The following is a 16,613-nucleotide window of genomic DNA, read 5'->3' as shown; positions in this document are numbered from 1 at the left end:
ATCTGATTGAGGAGCTCCGATGAACGTCGCCATTTCTCCGCGCACGCCGCAACAGGCGCTGGCCGCTTTACTGGATCGCTATGCCCCGGCGCGTCTGCTGCTGATCGGCGCCAGCGAATTTCCGGCGCTCGCCGCGTTCAAGCAGGCGCACCCGGACTGCTGCGTGGCCCACGCCGAACCCGGTGCATTGCCCGCCGAACTGGCAGCGCGGCGCTTCGATCTGGCGCTGGTGGTCGATTGCCTTGAACATCTGCCCAAGCGTGACGGTTTGAATCTGCTGGGCGGGATCCGCAACCTCAACGCCAGCCGCATCGCCGTGCTGGCGGATCTGCCGGCCAGCGGCTGGCAGGAAACCGATTTCTACTCACTGGCGCTGCAAGCCAGCGAACGTTTTCAGCGCGACGAGCAGGTACTGACCCTGTTCACCTACGATCTGCTTGACTACAAACAAGTCCCCGACTGGCTCAACTCACGGTTCTGGGCCAATCCGGAAAACTTCGGGAAATACTGGTGGTAATGCAATGAGTACAGCCATTTGCCCGTGCGGCAGCGGCAACCTGCTGGAAGCCTGCTGCGGTCACTATCACGAAGGCCACCCGGCGCCGTGCGCCGAAGCGCTGATGCGTTCACGCTACAGCGCCTACGTGCTGGGGCTGATCGACTATCTGGTGGCCACCACCCTGCCCGCTCAGCAGGCCGGTCTGGATCGCCAGGCGATCAGCGCCTGGAGCGCGCAGAGCACCTGGCTCGGTCTTGAAGTCGAAAGCTCGGAAGTGTTCGGCGGCCAGCCCGAACACGCCTTCGTCACTTTCACCGCGCGCTGGCACGACAGCCAGGGCGAACACAGCCACCGCGAGCGCTCCTCGTTCGTGCAGAACAGCGGCCGCTGGTACTTCATCGACCCGACCGTGCAGTTGAAGCTGGGGCGCAATGACAGTTGCCCGTGTGCCAGCGGGCAGAAGTTCAAGAAGTGCTGTGCGGGGTATTTCGGCGTGTAGGATCAAAAGATCGCAGCCTGCGGCAGCTCCTACAGGGAACGCAACGCATGTAGGAGCTGCCGCAGGCTGCGATCTTTTTAGCGTCTAGACTGGCTGCAAAGGGAGTTAACTCATGCTCGGACTATGGCGCACATTCAACATTCTTCCCCTGCTGTTGATCCTGAACCTCGGCGGTTGCGCCTCATGGTTCAGCGACGACAGCATCGACCCCGCCGTGCACCTGGTGAAAGTCGAGGTGGTGCGGGCCAAGCTGCTCGAGCAGAAATTCATCCTGCACTTTCGTATCGACAATCCCAACGACAGCGACCTGACCGTGCGCGGCATGGAATATCGCATTCATCTGGCCGATATGCTGCTGGCCGAAGGCGAGCATGAACACTGGATCACCGTGGGGCCGAAAAGCAGCGGGTTCTACCGGATACCGATCCGCACCAACCTGTGGCCTCGGGTAAAAGACGTGGTGAAAATGCTGAAAAGTCCCAATCAGCAGATTCCCTATCGGCTGCAGGGCGAAATGGAAACCGGTTTATTCATCGCCCACTACGTGCACCTGGAGCGCAATGGCGTGATAATCCCCGCCGATTTAATTCCGGAGCACAACCGATGACTCAGCAACCTCATGTCCATGGCCCTGACTGCAACCACGATCATGACCATCATCACGATCACGACCATGGCCATGTCCACGGCCCGAACTGCGGCCACACCCACCAGGAACCGGTGCGCAACGCCCTGAAGGACGTCGGCCGCAACGACCCTTGCCCATGCGGCAACGGCAAGAAATTCAAGAAGTGCCACGGCGCTTGATGTTTCCGGTGAAGATATTCTTCGCCTGACACATTGCCTTCGCGAGCAAGCTCGCTCCCACAGTTGACCGCATTCCTACGCAGTCGACTGTGGGAGCTGGCTTGCCAGCGATGAGGCCGGCACATCCAGCATTGATGCAGCCTGACACTCCGCTATCGCTGGCAAGCCAGCTTCCACAGGTTCCTCAGGCGACTGCCAGAATCCGCGCAGCACTAACCACCGTCGCATACTCCCCGTGCAAATTCCCCAGCGACATCCCGTGCACCTCTTCGGCTGAACGCGGTGTGCCGAAGTAATCGGCCTTGTCGAAGGTGAAACACGCATCCTCCACCACCCACGCCTCAAACCCCAGATTACCCGCCGTACGCGCCGTGGATTCCACCGAGTTGTTGGTCGCGACACCAACAATGATCAATTGCCCGATCCCGGCCTCACGCAACTGCCCTTCCAGACCCGTGGCACAGAACGCATCCGGCACTTGCTTCTGGATCAGCCATTCGCCGTCCTGCGGCAAGAATCTCTGCTGAAATTCAACTCCTGACTGTCCGGGCCAGAACACCGAACCCTGTTCGCGCGACAGATGCTGCACATGAATCACCGGCCGTCCGCTACTGCGCCACGCCCTCAGTAAATCGAGCATGCGTTCTTCGGCCTGTGGATTGTTCCGCCGCCCCAGGCGCGGCTGCAGAATGCCTTGTTGCTGGTCGATAATGATCAGTGCTGCGTTGGTCTGAAGCTCCATGGCGATTTGTCTCACGCAGGGTCATTGAGTTTCCCGCACTTCAGCATCACCGCCACGGGGTGAGCAAGCTCTGATTCAACCCGATCAAGGATCGCCCGGCGACGGTGAACGCGTATGTCTTGGTGCAGAAGATCAACCCGCCGAAATCCTGATATCTGGATGGATCGTTGTTGTGGCGAGGGAGCTTGCTCCCGCTGGAGTGCGAAACGCTCCCAAACTGGTCGCCGCGATCTATCAGTAAAATGCGCAGTCTGGATAACGACTGCTGCGCAGCCGAGCGGGAGCAAGCTCCCTCGCCACAAAAACACTGTTATCTCTGCAGATTTGCTGTTGGTCAGACAAATACAGAAATAACCGCTCGCCCCGCTTGCGCGGCCATCTCCTGCTCACTAACGTAGCGGCTTTATTGCGCCCCCAGCCTCTACACCCCCGCAGGAGCTTTGCCATGGCCTCGCCAGCCCTCATACATTTTCTTCCCCGGTTCGGCGTTGCCGCAGCAGTGGCCGGTGTCTTGAGCCTGTCCGGTTGCCAGACCTGGAACGCGCAGGACACCCTCCCGCCCACCTCCGGCGTGCAACCGCTCAAGGGTCTGGCGCAGAACGTTTCGGTGCGACGCAATGCCATGGGCATGCCGTTGATCGAAAGCAATAGCTTCCACGACGCACTGTTCACCCTCGGTTACGTCCACGCCAGCGACCGCATCAACCAGATGGTCACCCTGCGCCTGCTGGCCCAGGGGCGCCTGGCGGAAATGTCCGGCGCTTCGATGCTCGACGCCGACCGCTACATGCGCGCGGTCAACCTGAAGAAAAGCGCCGACGAGCTGTACAAGGCCTCGTCGCCACGCCTCAAGCGTTTCTTCGAAGTCTATGCGCGGGGCGTCAACGCCTACCTGTTCCGCTACGCCGACAAACTGCCGGGCGACCTCGCGTCCAGCGGCTACAAGCCTGAATACTGGAAACCGGAAGACTCGGCGCTGATCTTTGCGCTGTTGAACTTCAGCCAGTCGGCCAACCTGCCGGAAGAGATTTCCTCGCTGGTGCTGGCGCAAACCGTGAGCAGCGACAAACTCGCCTGGCTGACCCCGTCCGCGCCGGACGAGAACTTGCCATTGGCCGAGGCTGACAAGCTGCAAGGCCTCAAGCTCAACGGGCAGGTCCCCGGCCTGACCGAACTGAGCAACGCCAGCCAGCAACTGGCGGCGGTGAATCTGCTGGGCGCCAGCACCTCGAACAACTGGGCCATCGGCCCGCAACGCAGCCGCAGCGGCAAGAGCATTCTCGCCAGCGATGCCCATGGCCCACTGGCAGCGCCGTCGCTGTGGACTTTCGTGCAGATCCGCGCGCCGAAATATCAGGCCGCCGGTGTCACCGTCGCCGGTTTGCCGATGGTCCTCGGTGGCTTCAACGGCAAAGTCGCGTGGAGCGCCACCAGCGTGCTCGGCGACAACCAGGACCTGTTCCTGGAAAAAATCCGCCGTCAGGGCAGCAGCCTGACCTACGAGGTCAACGGCAAATGGCAGCCGCTGGGCGTGCGCAATGAAACCTATTTCGTCAAAGGCCAGCGGCCGATTCGCGAAGCCGTGTACGAAACCCGCCACGGCGCGCTGCTCAACAGTGCCCAGGCTGCGGCGCAAGTCAACGGTTTCGGCCTGGCCCTGCAAACCCCGAGCTTCACCGACGACAAATCGCTGGACGCATTTTTCGACCTGACCCGTGCGCAGAACGTTGAACGCGCGTCAGACGCCAGCCGCGAGATCCGTGCGATCGCCCTGAACATGGTGTTCGCCGACGCCAGCAATATCGGCTGGCAGGTCACCGGACGTTTCCCCAACCGTCGCGAAGGCGAAGGTTTGCTGCCATCGCCGGGCTGGGAGGGTCGTTACGACTGGGACGGTTACGCCGACCCGATGTTGCACCCGTACGATCAGGACCCGACCCAGGGCTGGCTCGGCACCGCCAACCAGCGGGTCATTCCTCACGGCTACGGCATGCAGTTGTCCAACTCGTGGGCGGCGCCGGAGCGCGGCGAACGTCTGGCAGAACTGGCCGGCAGTGGCAAACAGGACGGTCGCAGCGTGATCGCCATGCAGTACGACCAGACCACCACCTTTGCCGCCAAGCTGAAGAAAATGTTCGAAGCGCCGGGCATGAAGCAGCCGCTGAAACAGGCGATCGACGCCCTGCCGGAAGCCGATCGCAGCAAGGCCCGCGAAGCGTTTACCCGGTTGATGGCGTTCGACGGCAAGCTCAGCCCGACCTCGGCGGATGCGGCGATCTATGAACTGTTCCTGCAGGAAAGCATGAAGCAGATCTTCCTCGACGAACTTGGCCCCGAGTCCAGCTCGGCGTGGAAAGCCTTTGTTGCCAATGGCGACTTGTCCTACGCGGCGCAGGCCGATCACCTGCTCGGGCGCGAAGACAGCCCGTTCTGGGATGACTTGCGTACCCCGCAGAAAGAAGACAAAGCTGTGATTCTGGCGCGCAGTCTGGCCGCCGCGATCAACGCTGGCGACAGTCAGTTGGGTGGCGATCACAAGGCCTGGCAGTGGGGCAAACTGCACAGCTACACGTGGAAAAACGCCAACGGCCAGACCGTTCGCGGCCCGCTGGCTGCTGGTGGCGATCACACCACGCTCAACACCGCGGCGTTTGCCTGGGGTCAGGACTTCAACACCACCCGTGCGCCGTCGATGCGTTTCATCGTCGACTTCAGCCAGAGCGAACCGCTGATGGGCCAGAACGGCACCGGCCAGTCCGGCAACCCGGCCAGTCCGAACTACCTCAACGGCATCGACGCCTGGCTCAAGGGCCAGTACATCGGCTTGCCGCTGCAGCCGCAGAACTTTGACCGGGTATATGGCAAGACGCGTTTGACCCTCACTCCGGGCAAATAAACGCAGTTCCCTTGTGGGAGCGAGCCTGCTCGCGAAGACGGAGACACAGTCAGAATAGATGTGTCAGTTAAACCGCTTTCGCGAGCAGGCTCGCTCCCACATTGGTTTTGTAGCGACTCTAAAATAATCGATAGAACTTCCGGACTCGCGCCAACCTCATAGCTAACAAGCCCCCCATTCTGGTAACGACATGGACCTTGTTATCGCCCGCCCCGAAGGTTTGTATTGCCCTGCCGGGGATTTCTATATTGATCCGTGGCGCCCGGTCGAGCGCTCGGTGATCACCCATGCCCACGGCGATCATGCCCGTGGCGGCAACCAGCATTACCTTGCCAGCAGCGCCAGCGAAGGGATTTTGCGTGCGCGTCTGGGTCAGGACATCAACTTGCAAACCCTCGCCTACGGCCAGCGACTGACCCACCACGGCGTGACCTTGAGTTTCCATCCCGCCGGGCATGTGCTCGGTTCGGCACAGGTGCGTCTGGAATACGGTGGCGAAGTCTGGGTCGCATCCGGCGACTACAAGATCGAACCTGATGGCACCTGCGCGCCGTTCGAACCGGTGCGCTGCCACACCTTCATCACCGAATCGACTTTCGGCCTGCCAATCTATCGCTGGCAGCCACAGGCGCAGGTGTTCAACGAGATCAACCAGTGGTGGCAGGCGAACATTGCGGCGGGCAAGGCCAGCGTGCTGTTCTGTTATTCATTCGGCAAGGCTCAGCGGATTCTTCACGGCATCGACGCCAGCCTCGGCCCGATCCTCAGCCACGGTGCAGTCGAGCCGCTGAACCGGGTTTACCGCGAGGCCGGCGTGTACCTGCCGCCGACGATCTACGCCGGTGATGTGAAAAAGTCTGACCCGATCATGCGCCAGGCGCTGGTCATCGCCCCGCCCTCGGCGGGCGGCAGCACCTGGATGCGCCGCTTCGGTGATTTCAGCGATGCGTTTGCCAGTGGCTGGATGCGTTTGCGCGGCACCCGCCGGCGGCGCGGTGTGGATCGCGGTTTCGTGTTGTCGGATCACGCCGACTGGCCCGGCCTGCTCTGGGCCATCGAACAGACCGGCGCCGAACGGGTGATGGTCACCCACGGTTCGATCGGCGTGCTGGTGCGGCATCTGCGAGAAAAGGGTCTGGATGCGCAGGGTTTCAACACCGAATACGGCGACGATGAAGAGGAAAACATCAGCGCCGAACCTGTGATCGCCGAGGTGCAAGCATGAAAGCCTTCGCCGAGTTGTATGCCGAACTCGACGCCACCACGTCCAGCAACGCCAAATTGGCCGCCATGCAAACCTACTTCGCCAAGGCTGCACCGCAGGATGCGGCGTGGGCGGTGTACTTTCTGTCCGGTGGGCGCCCAAGACAATTGGTGCCGGTGCGCATCCTGCGCGAACTGGCCGTCGAGGTCTCGGGGCTGGAGCCGTGGCTGTTCGAGGAAAGTTATCAGGCTGTCGGCGATCTGGCGGAAACCATTTCCCTGGTGCTGCCGGAAAATCTGCACAGCTCCGAGGCCGGCCTTGCCGAATGGATCGAACACAAGCTGCTGCCGCTGCGCGGTGAAACCCCGGAATACCTCGCTCGCCATCTGCCCGCGCTGTGGGCGCAACTGGATCGGCCGAGCCTGATGCTGTGCATCAAGTTGATCACCGGCAGCTTCCGCGTCGGCGTGTCGAAACTGTTGGTCACTCGCGCTCTGGCGTCGATGGCCGGCCTCGACAGCAAACGCGTGGCGCAGCGCCTGGTGGGTTACACCGACCTGTCGAACCGGCCGAACGCGACCAGCTACCTGAAACTGATCGCGCCGGAATCCGCCGACGAACATGCGCAACGTGGCGGCCAGCCCTACCCGTTTTTCCTCGCGCATGCCTTGTCGCAACCGGTCGAGGAATTTGAAGGGCTGCTGGGGCCGGCGAGCAAATGGCAGGTGGAATGGAAGTGGGATGGCATCCGCGCGCAGGTGGTCAAGCGCGAGGGTCGGTTGTGGGTCTGGTCACGGGGTGAAGAGCTGGTGACCGAACGCTTCCCCGAATTCGATACCTTGATCCACTCGTTACCTGACGGCACGGTGATCGACGGCGAAATCGTGGTCTGGAAAAGTACCCACCCGAGCACCGAAGACGCCTTCGATCCGCAATCGACAGAGCCACCCGCGGTGCAACCGTTCGCCCTGCTGCAGCAACGGATCGGGCGCAAGACCCTGGACAGGAAAATCCTCGAAGAGGTGCCGGTGGTGGTGCTCGCTTACGATTTGCTGGAGTGGCAGGGCGAGGACTGGCGTAACCGTCCGCAGGCCGAACGGCGGGCGCAACTGGAACAAGTGATCGCCCACGGTAACAACCCGGTGTTACTGCCCTCGCCGATTCTGACCGGCAGTGACTGGTTCGATCTGGCCCGTCAGCGCGAGGCGTCACGGCGCCTCGGGGTCGAGGGCATGATGCTCAAGGCCCGCGATGCCCTGTATGGCGTGGGCCGCACCAAGGACATGGGCGTGTGGTGGAAGTGGAAGGTCGATCCGTTCAGCGTCGATGCGGTGTTGATCTATGCCCAGCGCGGACATGGCCGGCGCGCCAGTCTCTACAGCGATTACACCTTCGCCGTATGGGACGGCCCGCCGGAGTCCAGCCAACGCGCGCTGGTGCCGTTCGCCAAGGCCTATTCGGGGCTGACCGACGAAGAGATGCGCCAGGTCGACAGCATTGTGCGCAAGACCACCGTGGAAAAATTCGGCCCGGTCAGCAGCGTCAAACCGAGTCTGGTGTTCGAGTTGGGGTTCGAAGGCATCGCCCTGTCGCGGCGGCACAAGAGCGGGATCGCCGTGCGTTTTCCGCGCATGCTGCGCTGGCGGCAGGATAAAACGGTGGATGAGGCCGACAGCCTGGCGACATTGCAGGATTTGCTGGCCTGACCGGGTTTTCCGGGACACTGATTACAATCAACTGAATGCACTCCCTGTGGCGAGGGAGCTTGCTCCCGCCCGACTGCGCGGCAGTCGCAAAAAATGCGGTCTGTCTGAAAAATCCTGGGGGAGTGCTTCGCCCTCCAGCGGGAGCAAGCTCCCTCGCCACAATAGCTCATCACATCACTAAAAAATTCTGCATCGACCCAACTTGGTGCAGCTCATTCCCCGCGCCCATTTTCGTGCACCAATCCCTCTCCCTTCTCCCTCCCCCAACCTTTTAAAACACTTGTTCGGGACTCTGGTTCGGAAATTGCTACTTTCTATAGGTCGTACGCGTTGCAGTAACAATAATTCTGCGCCACAAGCGCTCATATTGGTTCTTAGGGATTGAATAATGAAAAAAGCATTGCTGACCCTTTCTGCACTGGCGTTGTGCATGGCTGCCGGCTCCGCGCTGGCCAAGGAATACAAAGAGCTGCGTTTTGGCGTTGATCCTTCCTACGCACCGTTCGAGTCGAAAGCGGCTGACGGCAGCCTGGTGGGCTTCGACATCGACCTGGGCAACGCGATCTGCGCCGAGCTGAAGGTCAAGTGCAAATGGGTTGAAAGCGACTTCGACGGCATGATTCCGGGCCTCAACGCCAACAAATTCGACGGTGTGATCTCGTCGATGACCGTGACCCCGGCCCGTGAAAAGGCGATCGACTTCTCCAGCGAGCTGTTCTCCGGCCCGACTTCCTACGTGTTCAAGAAGGGCTCCGGCCTGAGCGATGACGTCGCGTCCCTCAAGGGCAAATCGGTCGGTTACGAGCAAGGCACCATTCAGGAAGCCTACGCCAAGGCTGTGCTGGAGAAGGCCGGGGTGAAAATCCAGGCTTACGCCAACCAGGATCAGGTCTACGCCGACCTGAAAAACGGCCGTCTCGACGCCTCGATTCAGGACATGCTGCAAGCCGAACTGGGCTTTTTGAAGTCGCCGGATGGCGCCAACTACGAAGTCAGCAAGCCGGTCGACAGTGAATTGCTGCCAGCCAAAACCGCTGTCGGTATTAAGAAAGGTAACAAAGAGCTGAAGGCGCTTTTAGATAAAGGTATCAAAGCGTTACACGATGACGGCAAATACGCCGAGATTCAAAAGAAACACTTTGGCGATCTGAATCTGTACAGCGGCAAATAATGCCCCCGGCGCCCATCCACGATGGGCGCCTTTTCCATCCGCTCAGGTTGCTGATTTATGTTCGAAAACCTCTTACAAAATCTGGGGCTCTCCGCCTTCAGCCTCAAGGGCTTCGGTCCGTTGCTGTTGGAAGGCACCTGGATGACCATCAAATTGTCGGCGTTGTCGCTGCTGGTGGCCGTGTTGCTCGGCCTCTTGGGCGCCAGTGCCAAACTGTCGAAATCGAAACTGCTGCGCCTGCCTGCCCAGCTCTACACCACGCTGATTCGCGGGGTGCCGGACCTGGTGCTGATGCTGCTGATTTTCTACAGCCTGCAAACCTGGCTGACCGCCCTGACCGACGTCATGGAGTGGGACTACATCGAGATCGACTCCTTTACCGCCGGGGTGATCACCCTGGGCTTCATCTATGGCGCGTATTTCACCGAAACCTTCCGTGGGGCGATCCTCGCCGTACCACGCGGTCAGGTCGAAGCGGCCACCGCCTACGGCCTCAAGCGCGGCCAGCGTTTTCGCTTTGTGGTGTTCCCGCAAATGATGCGCTTTGCTCTGCCGGGCATCGGCAACAACTGGATGGTGATGCTCAAGGCCACCGCACTGGTGTCGATCATCGGTCTGGCCGATCTGGTCAAAGCCGCGCAGGACGCCGGTAAAAGCACCTATCAACTGTTCTACTTCCTGGTACTCGCCGCCTTGATCTATCTGCTGATCACCAGTGCATCCAACGTCATCCTGCGCTGGCTCGAGCGTCGCTACGCCGCCGGTGCCCGGGAGGCCGTACGATGATCGAACTCCTGCAGGAATACTGGAAACCCTTCCTTTATACCGACGGCAACAACATCACCGGTCTGGCGATGACCATGTGGCTGCTCAGCGCCTCGATCTTCATCGGTTTTCTGGTGTCGATCCCGTTGTCGATCGCCCGTGTGTCTTCGCATTTTTATGTGCGCTGGCCGGTGCAGTTCTACACCTACCTGTTCCGTGGCACGCCGCTCTACATCCAGTTGCTGATCTGCTACACCGGGATCTACAGCCTGGCCGCCGTGCGCGCGCAGCCGTTGCTCGACAGTTTCTTTCGCGATGCGATGAACTGCACGATCCTCGCGTTCGCCCTGAACACCTGCGCCTACACCACGGAGATTTTCGCCGGGGCGATCCGCAGCATGAACCATGGCGAAGTCGAAGCGGCCAAGGCCTACGGACTGACCGGCTGGAAGCTGTACGCCTACGTGATCATGCCTTCGGCGCTGCGCCGGTCGTTGCCGTATTACAGCAACGAAGTGATCCTGATGCTGCACTCGACCACCGTGGCCTTCACCGCGACCATCCCCGACATCCTGAAAGTTGCGCGGGACGCCAACTCGGCGACCTACCTGACCTTCCAGTCGTTCGGCATCGCCGCGCTGATCTACCTGACCATTACCTTTGCGCTGGTCGGCCTGTTCCGCCTCGCCGAACGCCGATGGCTGGCGTTCCTCGGGCCGACCCACTAGGAAAACTTGTAATGCGACACCAGATCCATGACCTGTTGGCCCCGGTGCCGGGGACCGCACGACAGATCCACAGCTTCCACTTCGGCCCGGAGCAGGCCCAAGGCAAGATCTACATCCAGTCCTCGCTGCATGCCGACGAACTGCCCGGCATGCTCGTGGCCTGGCACCTCAAGCAGCGCCTGGCGGAGCTGGAAGCCGCCGGGCGCCTGCGCAGTCAGATCGTGCTGGTGCCGGTGGCCAATCCGGTCGGCCTCGAACAAGTGCTGATGGACGTACCGCTGGGCCGTTACGAGATGGAAAGCGGGCAGAATTTCAATCGCTGGTTCGTCGACCTCAGCGAAGAAATCGGCAACGACATCGAAGGCAAGCTGAGCGACGACCCGCAACGCAACCTTGAGCTGATCCGCGCCAGCCTGCGCAACGCGCTCGCCCGGCAAACGCCCGGCACGCAGCTGCAATCCCAGCGCCTGACCCTGCAACGGCTGGCGTGCGACGCCGACATGGTGCTGGACCTGCACTGCGATTTCGAATCCGTGGTTCACCTCTACACCACCCCCGAGGCGTGGCCGCAGGTCGAGCCGCTGGCGCGTTACATCGAAGCCCAGGCCAGTCTGCTGGCGACCGACTCAGGCGGCCAATCGTTCGACGAATGCTTCACCCTGCTGTGGTGGCAACTGCAGGAACGCTTTGGCGAACACTTCGAGATTCCGCTGGGCAGTTTTTCGGTGACCGTGGAGTTGCGCGGCCAGGGTGACGTCAATCACCCGCTGGCCAGCCGTGACTGCCAGGCCTTGATCGATTACCTGATCCAGTTCGACGCGATCGTCGGCGAGACCAAGCCGCAGCCGCCCCTGCCCTTCCCCGCCACGCCGCTGGCCGGCGTCGAACCGGTGACCACGCCGGTGGGCGGCTTGCTGGTGTACACCGCCACGGCCGGGCAATACCTGCAAGCCGGGCAACAGATTGCCGAAATCATCGACCCGATCCACGACCGGGTCACCCCCATTCATTGCACTGCCGCCGGCCTGCTGTACGCCCGCTCGCTGCGGCGCATGGCCACTGCCGGCATGGTGATCGCCCACGTGGCGGGCGCCGAAGCCTATCGCAGCGGCTACCTACTTTCGCCTTGAGGATGTCTGTCCCATGTACAAATTGACGGTTGAAGGTCTGCACAAAAGCTATGGCGACCATCAGGTACTCAAAGGCGTTTCGCTCAAGGCCAAGACCGGCGACGTGATCAGCCTGATCGGCGCCAGCGGCTCGGGTAAAAGCACCTTTCTGCGCTGCATCAACTTCCTCGAACAACCCAACGATGGCGCCATGAGCCTCGACGGCCAGGCGATCCGCATGGTCACCGACCGCCACGGCATGCACGTCGCCGATCCGAATGAACTGCAACGCCTGCGCACGCGACTGGCCATGGTGTTCCAGCATTTCAACCTGTGGAGCCACATGACCGTGCTGGAAAACATCACCATGGCCCCGCGCCGGGTGCTGGGCTGCAGCAAGCAGGAAGCCGAAGACCGCGCCCGCCGCTACCTGGACAAGGTCGGCCTGCCGGCGCGGGTGGCCGATCAGTACCCGGCGTTTCTCTCCGGCGGCCAGCAACAGCGCGTGGCGATTGCCCGGGCACTGGCGATGGAGCCGGAAGTGATGCTGTTCGACGAACCGACCTCGGCCCTCGACCCGGAGCTGGTGGGTGAGGTGTTGCGGGTGATTCAGGGACTGGCCGAGGAAGGCCGGACGATGATCATGGTGACCCATGAAATGAGCTTCGCCCGCAAGGTTTCCAGCCAGGTGTTGTTCCTGCATCAGGGGCTGGTGGAAGAAGAAGGCGCACCGGAAGACGTGCTGGGCAACCCGAAGAGCGAACGGCTGAAGCAGTTCCTCAGCGGGAACCTCAAGTAACCCCGGACACCGTCCCCTGTAGGAGTGAGCCTGCTCGCGATAGCGGTGTTGCAGACACATCAATGTTCAATGTGCTGACGTCATCGCGAGCAGGCTCACTCCTACAAAAAAGCACACCGTTCCAGCCTGAAAAATCAAACTTGTCGACCTGCCGCGCGGTCACTGAAGGAACACTTTCAGAGCGCGCAGCCGGCATGGCGAAATCCCCCGACCTCGCAAAAACCTGGTTCAGCGCACGCAACTGGAAGCCGTTCGCCTTTCAAAAGCAGGTGTGGGCCGCCGTCAAACAAGGTCAGTCGGGTTTGCTCCACGCCAGCACCGGCGCCGGTAAAACCTATGCGGTGTGGTTCGCCGCGCTCAACCGCTTCGCCCGTTCAGCGGCGTCCGCAGCCACGACCAGTAAACGCAAACCCCAGAGCGAACCGCTGACCGTGCTATGGATCACGCCCATGCGTGCCCTTGCCGCCGACACCACGCGCGCCTTGCAAGCGCCGGTCACTGATTTACAGATTCCATGGAGCATCGGCCTGCGTACCGGCGACACCAGCAGCGCCGAACGTGCGCGTCAGGGCCGGCGCCTGCCGACCACGCTGATCACCACCCCGGAAAGCCTGACCCTGCTGCTCGCCCGTGCCGATGCGAAAACCGCGCTGTCGAGCCTGCGCATGATCGTCGTCGATGAATGGCATGAATTGCTCGGCAACAAACGCGGCGTACAGCTGCAACTGGCCCTCGCCCGCCTGCGCCATTGGCAACCCGAACTGATCGTCTGGGGCGTGTCCGCCACCCTCGGTAATCAAGCCCACGCCGAACAGGTGCTGATCCCACAGGGTGGCGGCATCAGCGTGCAGGGCCAGAGTGAAAAATCACTCGAGGTCGACACCTTGATCCCACCGGCCATCGAGCGGTTTCCGTGGGCCGGGCACATCGGTCTGAAGATGCTGCCGCAGGTTGTTGCCGAACTGGACGCCTGCGCCAGCAGCCTGGTGTTCACCAATACCCGCGCACAATCGGAAATCTGGTATCAGGCGCTGCTCGAGGCGCGGCCGGACTGGGCCGGGTTGATCGCGCTGCACCACAGCTCACTGTCCCGCGAGACCCGCGACTGGGTCGAGCAAGCGTTGAAGGACGGGCAGTTGAAAGCCGTGGTCTGCACGTCGAGCCTGGATCTGGGCGTGGACTTTCTGCCGGTGGAGCGGGTGCTGCAAATCGGCTCGGCGAAAGGCGTGGCGCGGCTGATGCAACGCGCCGGGCGCTCCGGTCACGCGCCGGGGCGCACCTCGCGAGTGACGCTGGTGCCGACCCACAGCCTGGAACTGATCGAAGCCGCTGCCGCAGGCGACGCCGTGGCGCAACGACTCATCGAACCGCGCCTGTCGCCGCACAAACCGCTCGATGTGTTGGTGCAGCATCTGGTCAGCATGGCGCTGGGCGGTGGCTTCATTCCCGAAGAGCTGTACGAAGAAGTCCGTGGTGCCTGGGCCTATCGTGACCTCACGCTGGCGGATTGGGCCTGGGCGCTGGCTTTCGTACGTCATGGCGGGATGTCGCTGACGGCCTATCCGGATTACCGCCGGGTCGAACCGGATGAACACGGCGTCTGGCGCGTCCCCGACGCACGACTCGCCCGCCGGCATCGCATGAGCATCGGCACCATCGTCAGCGACGCCAGTATCAACCTGAAATTCTGGAGCAAGGGTGGCGGCGGCAAGCAGTTGGGCAGTGTCGAGGAAGGTTTTATCGCGCGGCTGAAACCGGGCGACGGTTTCCTGTTCGCCGGGCGTCTGCTGGAATTGGTGCGGGTGGAAAACATGACCGCTTACGTCAAACGCAGCACCGCGAAAAAGGCCGCCGTACCACGCTGGAACGGCGGGCGGATGCCACTCTCCAACGAACTGGCCGCCGCCGTAGTCAGCCGCTTCACGGCGGCAGCGCGCGGTGAGTTCGTCGGCGCGGAAATGCACGCGCTGCAGCCGTTGCTGCAAACCCAGGCGCGCTGGTCGGGTCTGCCCACCTCTGACAGTCTGTTGGCGGAGGTACTGAAATCCCGCGAGGGCTGGCACCTTTTCCTCTACCCGTTTGCCGGGCGCCAGGTGCATCTGGGGCTCGCCAGCCTGTTGGCGTGGCGTGTGAGTCAACGCCAGCCACTGACGTTCTCGATTGCAGTCAATGATTACGGGCTGGAGTTGCTCAGCGCCACGCCGGTCGATTGGTCCGGGCAACTCGATGCGGCGCTGCTCAGCCCCGATCATCTGTTGCGCGACGTGCTGGCCAGCCTCAATGCCGGGGAGCTGGCGCTGCGGCGCTTCCGTGAAATCGCGCGGATCGCCGGGCTGGTGTTCGCCGGCTATCCCGGCGCGCCGAAAAGCACCCGTCAGGTGCAGGCCTCCAGCGGGTTGTTCTTTGAAGTGTTCAAGCAATACGACGCCGACAACCTGCTGCTGGCTCAGGCCGGGGAAGAAGTCCTACGGGAAGAACTGGATATTCGTCGTCTGGAACAGACACTGGAGCGGATCAACCGGATGAAACTGGACATGCACCCGATCAAACGTCCTACACCGCTGGGCTTTCCGTTGCTGGTGGAGCGCATGCGCGAAAGCATGAGTTCGGAAAAACTCGCCGACCGCATCCGGCGCATGGTTGGCGACCTGGAAAAATCTGCTGACAAAGGTAAAGCCTGATGAGCGGCGGTTATCCGGTGCGCCTGGCCGGCGAAGAACTCTGGCTGCTGCCGGAAAAGGCCTTGTACTGGCCGGCGCAGCAAGCGCTGTTGATCGCCGATGTGCATTTCGGCAAGGCTGCCGCCTATCGCAGCCTCGGCCAGCCAGTGCCGCAAGGCACTACGACAGCGAATATCGAAGTGATCGACCGCTTGCTGGCAAAACTGCCGTGTCGTCAGTTGATCTTCCTCGGCGACTTTCTGCACGGTCCCGGCTCTCATGCGGCCGGTACGTTGAATGCCTTGGCCGAATGGCGCACACGGCATGCGGATCTGCCGATGACGCTGATTCGTGGCAACCATGACAAGCGCGCGGGGGATCCTCCGGCATCATTGAACATCCGGGTGGTGCCGGAACCGTTGCTGCTCGGGCCGTTTGCCCTGCAACACGAACCCGACCCGCACCCCGAACGGCATGTGCTGGCCGGGCACGTGCACCCGGTCTATCGGCTTACCGGCAAGGGGCGGCAAAGCCTGCGCCTGGCCTGCTTCCGGCTGGGCGAGCGTTTGAGCCTGCTTCCGGCGTTTGGCGCGTTTACCGGCGGCTATCCGGTGGAGAAAGACCACGCCTGCAGGATTTTCGTCATCGGCGACGAGGAAATATGGCCAGTCAGCTGAGGTCTTTGGCAAACCTCAGCTGACTGGCCATTCATGGGGTAGCGGCTCAGGCCACTGGCGCGGGTGGTGGCTCATCCGGCAGCGTCGGCTCGCCCGGTTCGGTCGGTTGTTCGTTGGGGGTATCGGGATCAGGCTGACCGGGAATCCCGCCGGCCATGTTCAGCGGGTGGGCCAACAAGGACCAGGCCAAAACGCCAACCTGATTGGGCTCAAGCCTTGCCAGTTCGGCGGTGATATGCGGATCGATCTTCATGGAACCCTCCTCGGCGAAGGCCCGCTTTACCAGAAGCAAAAACGGGCAGTACACCCCATAGAGTGTCTGCCCGCCAAAGAATTCCCGCGAACTGCCGG

At 61.8% G+C, this 16,613-nt stretch carries 16 protein-coding genes; 14 read left to right on the top strand and 2 right to left on the bottom strand.

The window, feature by feature from the left end:
- The first annotated feature begins 19 nt into the window (after positions 1 to 19).
- From PMI25_RS00720 to PMI25_RS00705, 4 genes are all read left to right on the top strand, one after another.
- On the top strand, positions 20 to 517 hold the full coding sequence (locus tag PMI25_RS00720) for a DUF6231 family protein (protein WP_007961899.1): 498 nt from the start codon (positions 20 to 22) through the stop codon (positions 515 to 517).
- Positions 518 to 521: 4 nt separating this feature from the next.
- A complete protein-coding gene (locus tag PMI25_RS00715; protein ID WP_007961901.1) occupies positions 522 to 998 on the top strand; it encodes a YchJ family protein in 477 nt (158 codons plus the stop codon).
- A gap of 112 nt (positions 999 to 1,110) precedes the next feature.
- Positions 1,111 to 1,605 (top strand): LEA type 2 family protein, encoded by a 495-nt coding sequence (locus PMI25_RS00710; protein WP_007961909.1) that lies wholly within the window; start codon positions 1,111 to 1,113, stop codon positions 1,603 to 1,605.
- Entirely contained in the window at positions 1,602 to 1,805 is a 204-nt protein-coding gene (locus tag PMI25_RS00705; RefSeq protein ID WP_007961910.1) for an SEC-C metal-binding domain-containing protein, read from the top strand. The genes PMI25_RS00710 and PMI25_RS00705 overlap by 4 nt, the downstream gene beginning before the upstream one ends.
- A 184-nt stretch (positions 1,806 to 1,989) precedes the next feature.
- On the opposite strand, the gene PMI25_RS00700 is transcribed toward PMI25_RS00705, so the two are convergent.
- Entirely contained in the window at positions 1,990 to 2,547 is a 558-nt protein-coding gene (locus PMI25_RS00700; RefSeq protein ID WP_007961911.1) for a cysteine hydrolase family protein, read from the bottom strand.
- A gap of 445 nt (positions 2,548 to 2,992) precedes the next feature.
- Here PMI25_RS00700 and PMI25_RS00695 point away from each other — a divergent pair, with 445 nt between their 5' ends.
- The 10 genes from PMI25_RS00695 to pdeM all read left to right on the top strand — a co-directional run bounded on the left by PMI25_RS00695 (position 2,993) and on the right by pdeM (position 16,262).
- Entirely contained in the window at positions 2,993 to 5,443 is a 2,451-nt protein-coding gene (locus PMI25_RS00695) for a penicillin acylase family protein (protein ID WP_007961912.1), read from the top strand.
- A 190-nt stretch (positions 5,444 to 5,633) separates the two neighbouring features.
- The gene (locus tag PMI25_RS00690) at positions 5,634 to 6,668 is read left to right on the top strand and encodes a ligase-associated DNA damage response exonuclease (protein WP_007961913.1); all 1,035 of its coding nucleotides are present in this window, start codon (positions 5,634 to 5,636) and stop codon (positions 6,666 to 6,668) included.
- Entirely contained in the window at positions 6,665 to 8,353 is a 1,689-nt protein-coding gene (locus PMI25_RS00685; RefSeq protein WP_007961914.1) for an ATP-dependent DNA ligase, read from the top strand. The genes PMI25_RS00690 and PMI25_RS00685 overlap by 4 nt, the downstream gene beginning before the upstream one ends.
- Positions 8,354 to 8,741: 388 nt before the next feature.
- Positions 8,742 to 9,524: a transporter substrate-binding domain-containing protein gene (locus PMI25_RS00680; RefSeq protein WP_003222321.1), complete on the top strand. Its 783-nt coding sequence runs from the start codon at positions 8,742 to 8,744 to the stop codon at positions 9,522 to 9,524.
- Positions 9,525 to 9,581: 57 nt separating this feature from the next.
- Complete coding sequence (locus PMI25_RS00675) at positions 9,582 to 10,310, top strand: ABC transporter permease (RefSeq protein ID WP_003222319.1); 729 nt, start codon at positions 9,582 to 9,584, stop codon at positions 10,308 to 10,310.
- Entirely contained in the window at positions 10,307 to 11,017 is a 711-nt protein-coding gene (locus PMI25_RS00670; protein WP_003222318.1) for an ABC transporter permease, read from the top strand. The genes PMI25_RS00675 and PMI25_RS00670 overlap by 4 nt, the downstream gene beginning before the upstream one ends.
- 11 nt (positions 11,018 to 11,028) lie before the next feature.
- Positions 11,029 to 12,147, top strand: coding sequence for a succinylglutamate desuccinylase/aspartoacylase family protein (locus PMI25_RS00665; protein ID WP_007961916.1), 1,119 nt, complete (start codon positions 11,029 to 11,031; stop codon positions 12,145 to 12,147).
- A 13-nt stretch (positions 12,148 to 12,160) separates the two neighbouring features.
- Positions 12,161 to 12,925 carry an ABC transporter ATP-binding protein gene (locus PMI25_RS00660; RefSeq protein ID WP_003222314.1) on the top strand — a complete coding sequence of 255 codons (765 nt, stop codon included), beginning with the start codon at positions 12,161 to 12,163 and terminating at the stop codon, positions 12,923 to 12,925.
- 194 nt (positions 12,926 to 13,119) lie between these two features.
- Positions 13,120 to 15,606, top strand: coding sequence for a ligase-associated DNA damage response DEXH box helicase (locus tag PMI25_RS00655; protein ID WP_007961917.1), 2,487 nt, complete (start codon positions 13,120 to 13,122; stop codon positions 15,604 to 15,606).
- Positions 15,606 to 16,262 (top strand): ligase-associated DNA damage response endonuclease PdeM, encoded by a 657-nt coding sequence (gene pdeM / locus PMI25_RS00650; RefSeq protein ID WP_007961918.1) that lies wholly within the window; start codon positions 15,606 to 15,608, stop codon positions 16,260 to 16,262. Before PMI25_RS00655 ends, pdeM begins: the two co-directional genes overlap by 1 nt.
- Before the next feature lie 46 nt (positions 16,263 to 16,308).
- Here the strand turns inward: pdeM and PMI25_RS00645 are convergent, their stop codons facing one another.
- On the bottom strand, positions 16,309 to 16,515 hold the full coding sequence (locus PMI25_RS00645) for a hypothetical protein (RefSeq protein WP_003222309.1): 207 nt from the start codon (positions 16,513 to 16,515) through the stop codon (positions 16,309 to 16,311).
- Between the last annotated feature and the right edge of the window lie 98 nt (positions 16,516 to 16,613).

Source organism: Pseudomonas sp. GM30, assembly GCF_000282275.2.
In the GTDB taxonomy this organism is placed as follows: Bacteria; Pseudomonadota; Gammaproteobacteria; order Pseudomonadales; family Pseudomonadaceae; genus Aquipseudomonas.
Note: the sequence above shows the minus strand (reverse complement) of the source record. Positions and strands in the feature narration are given on the sequence as shown.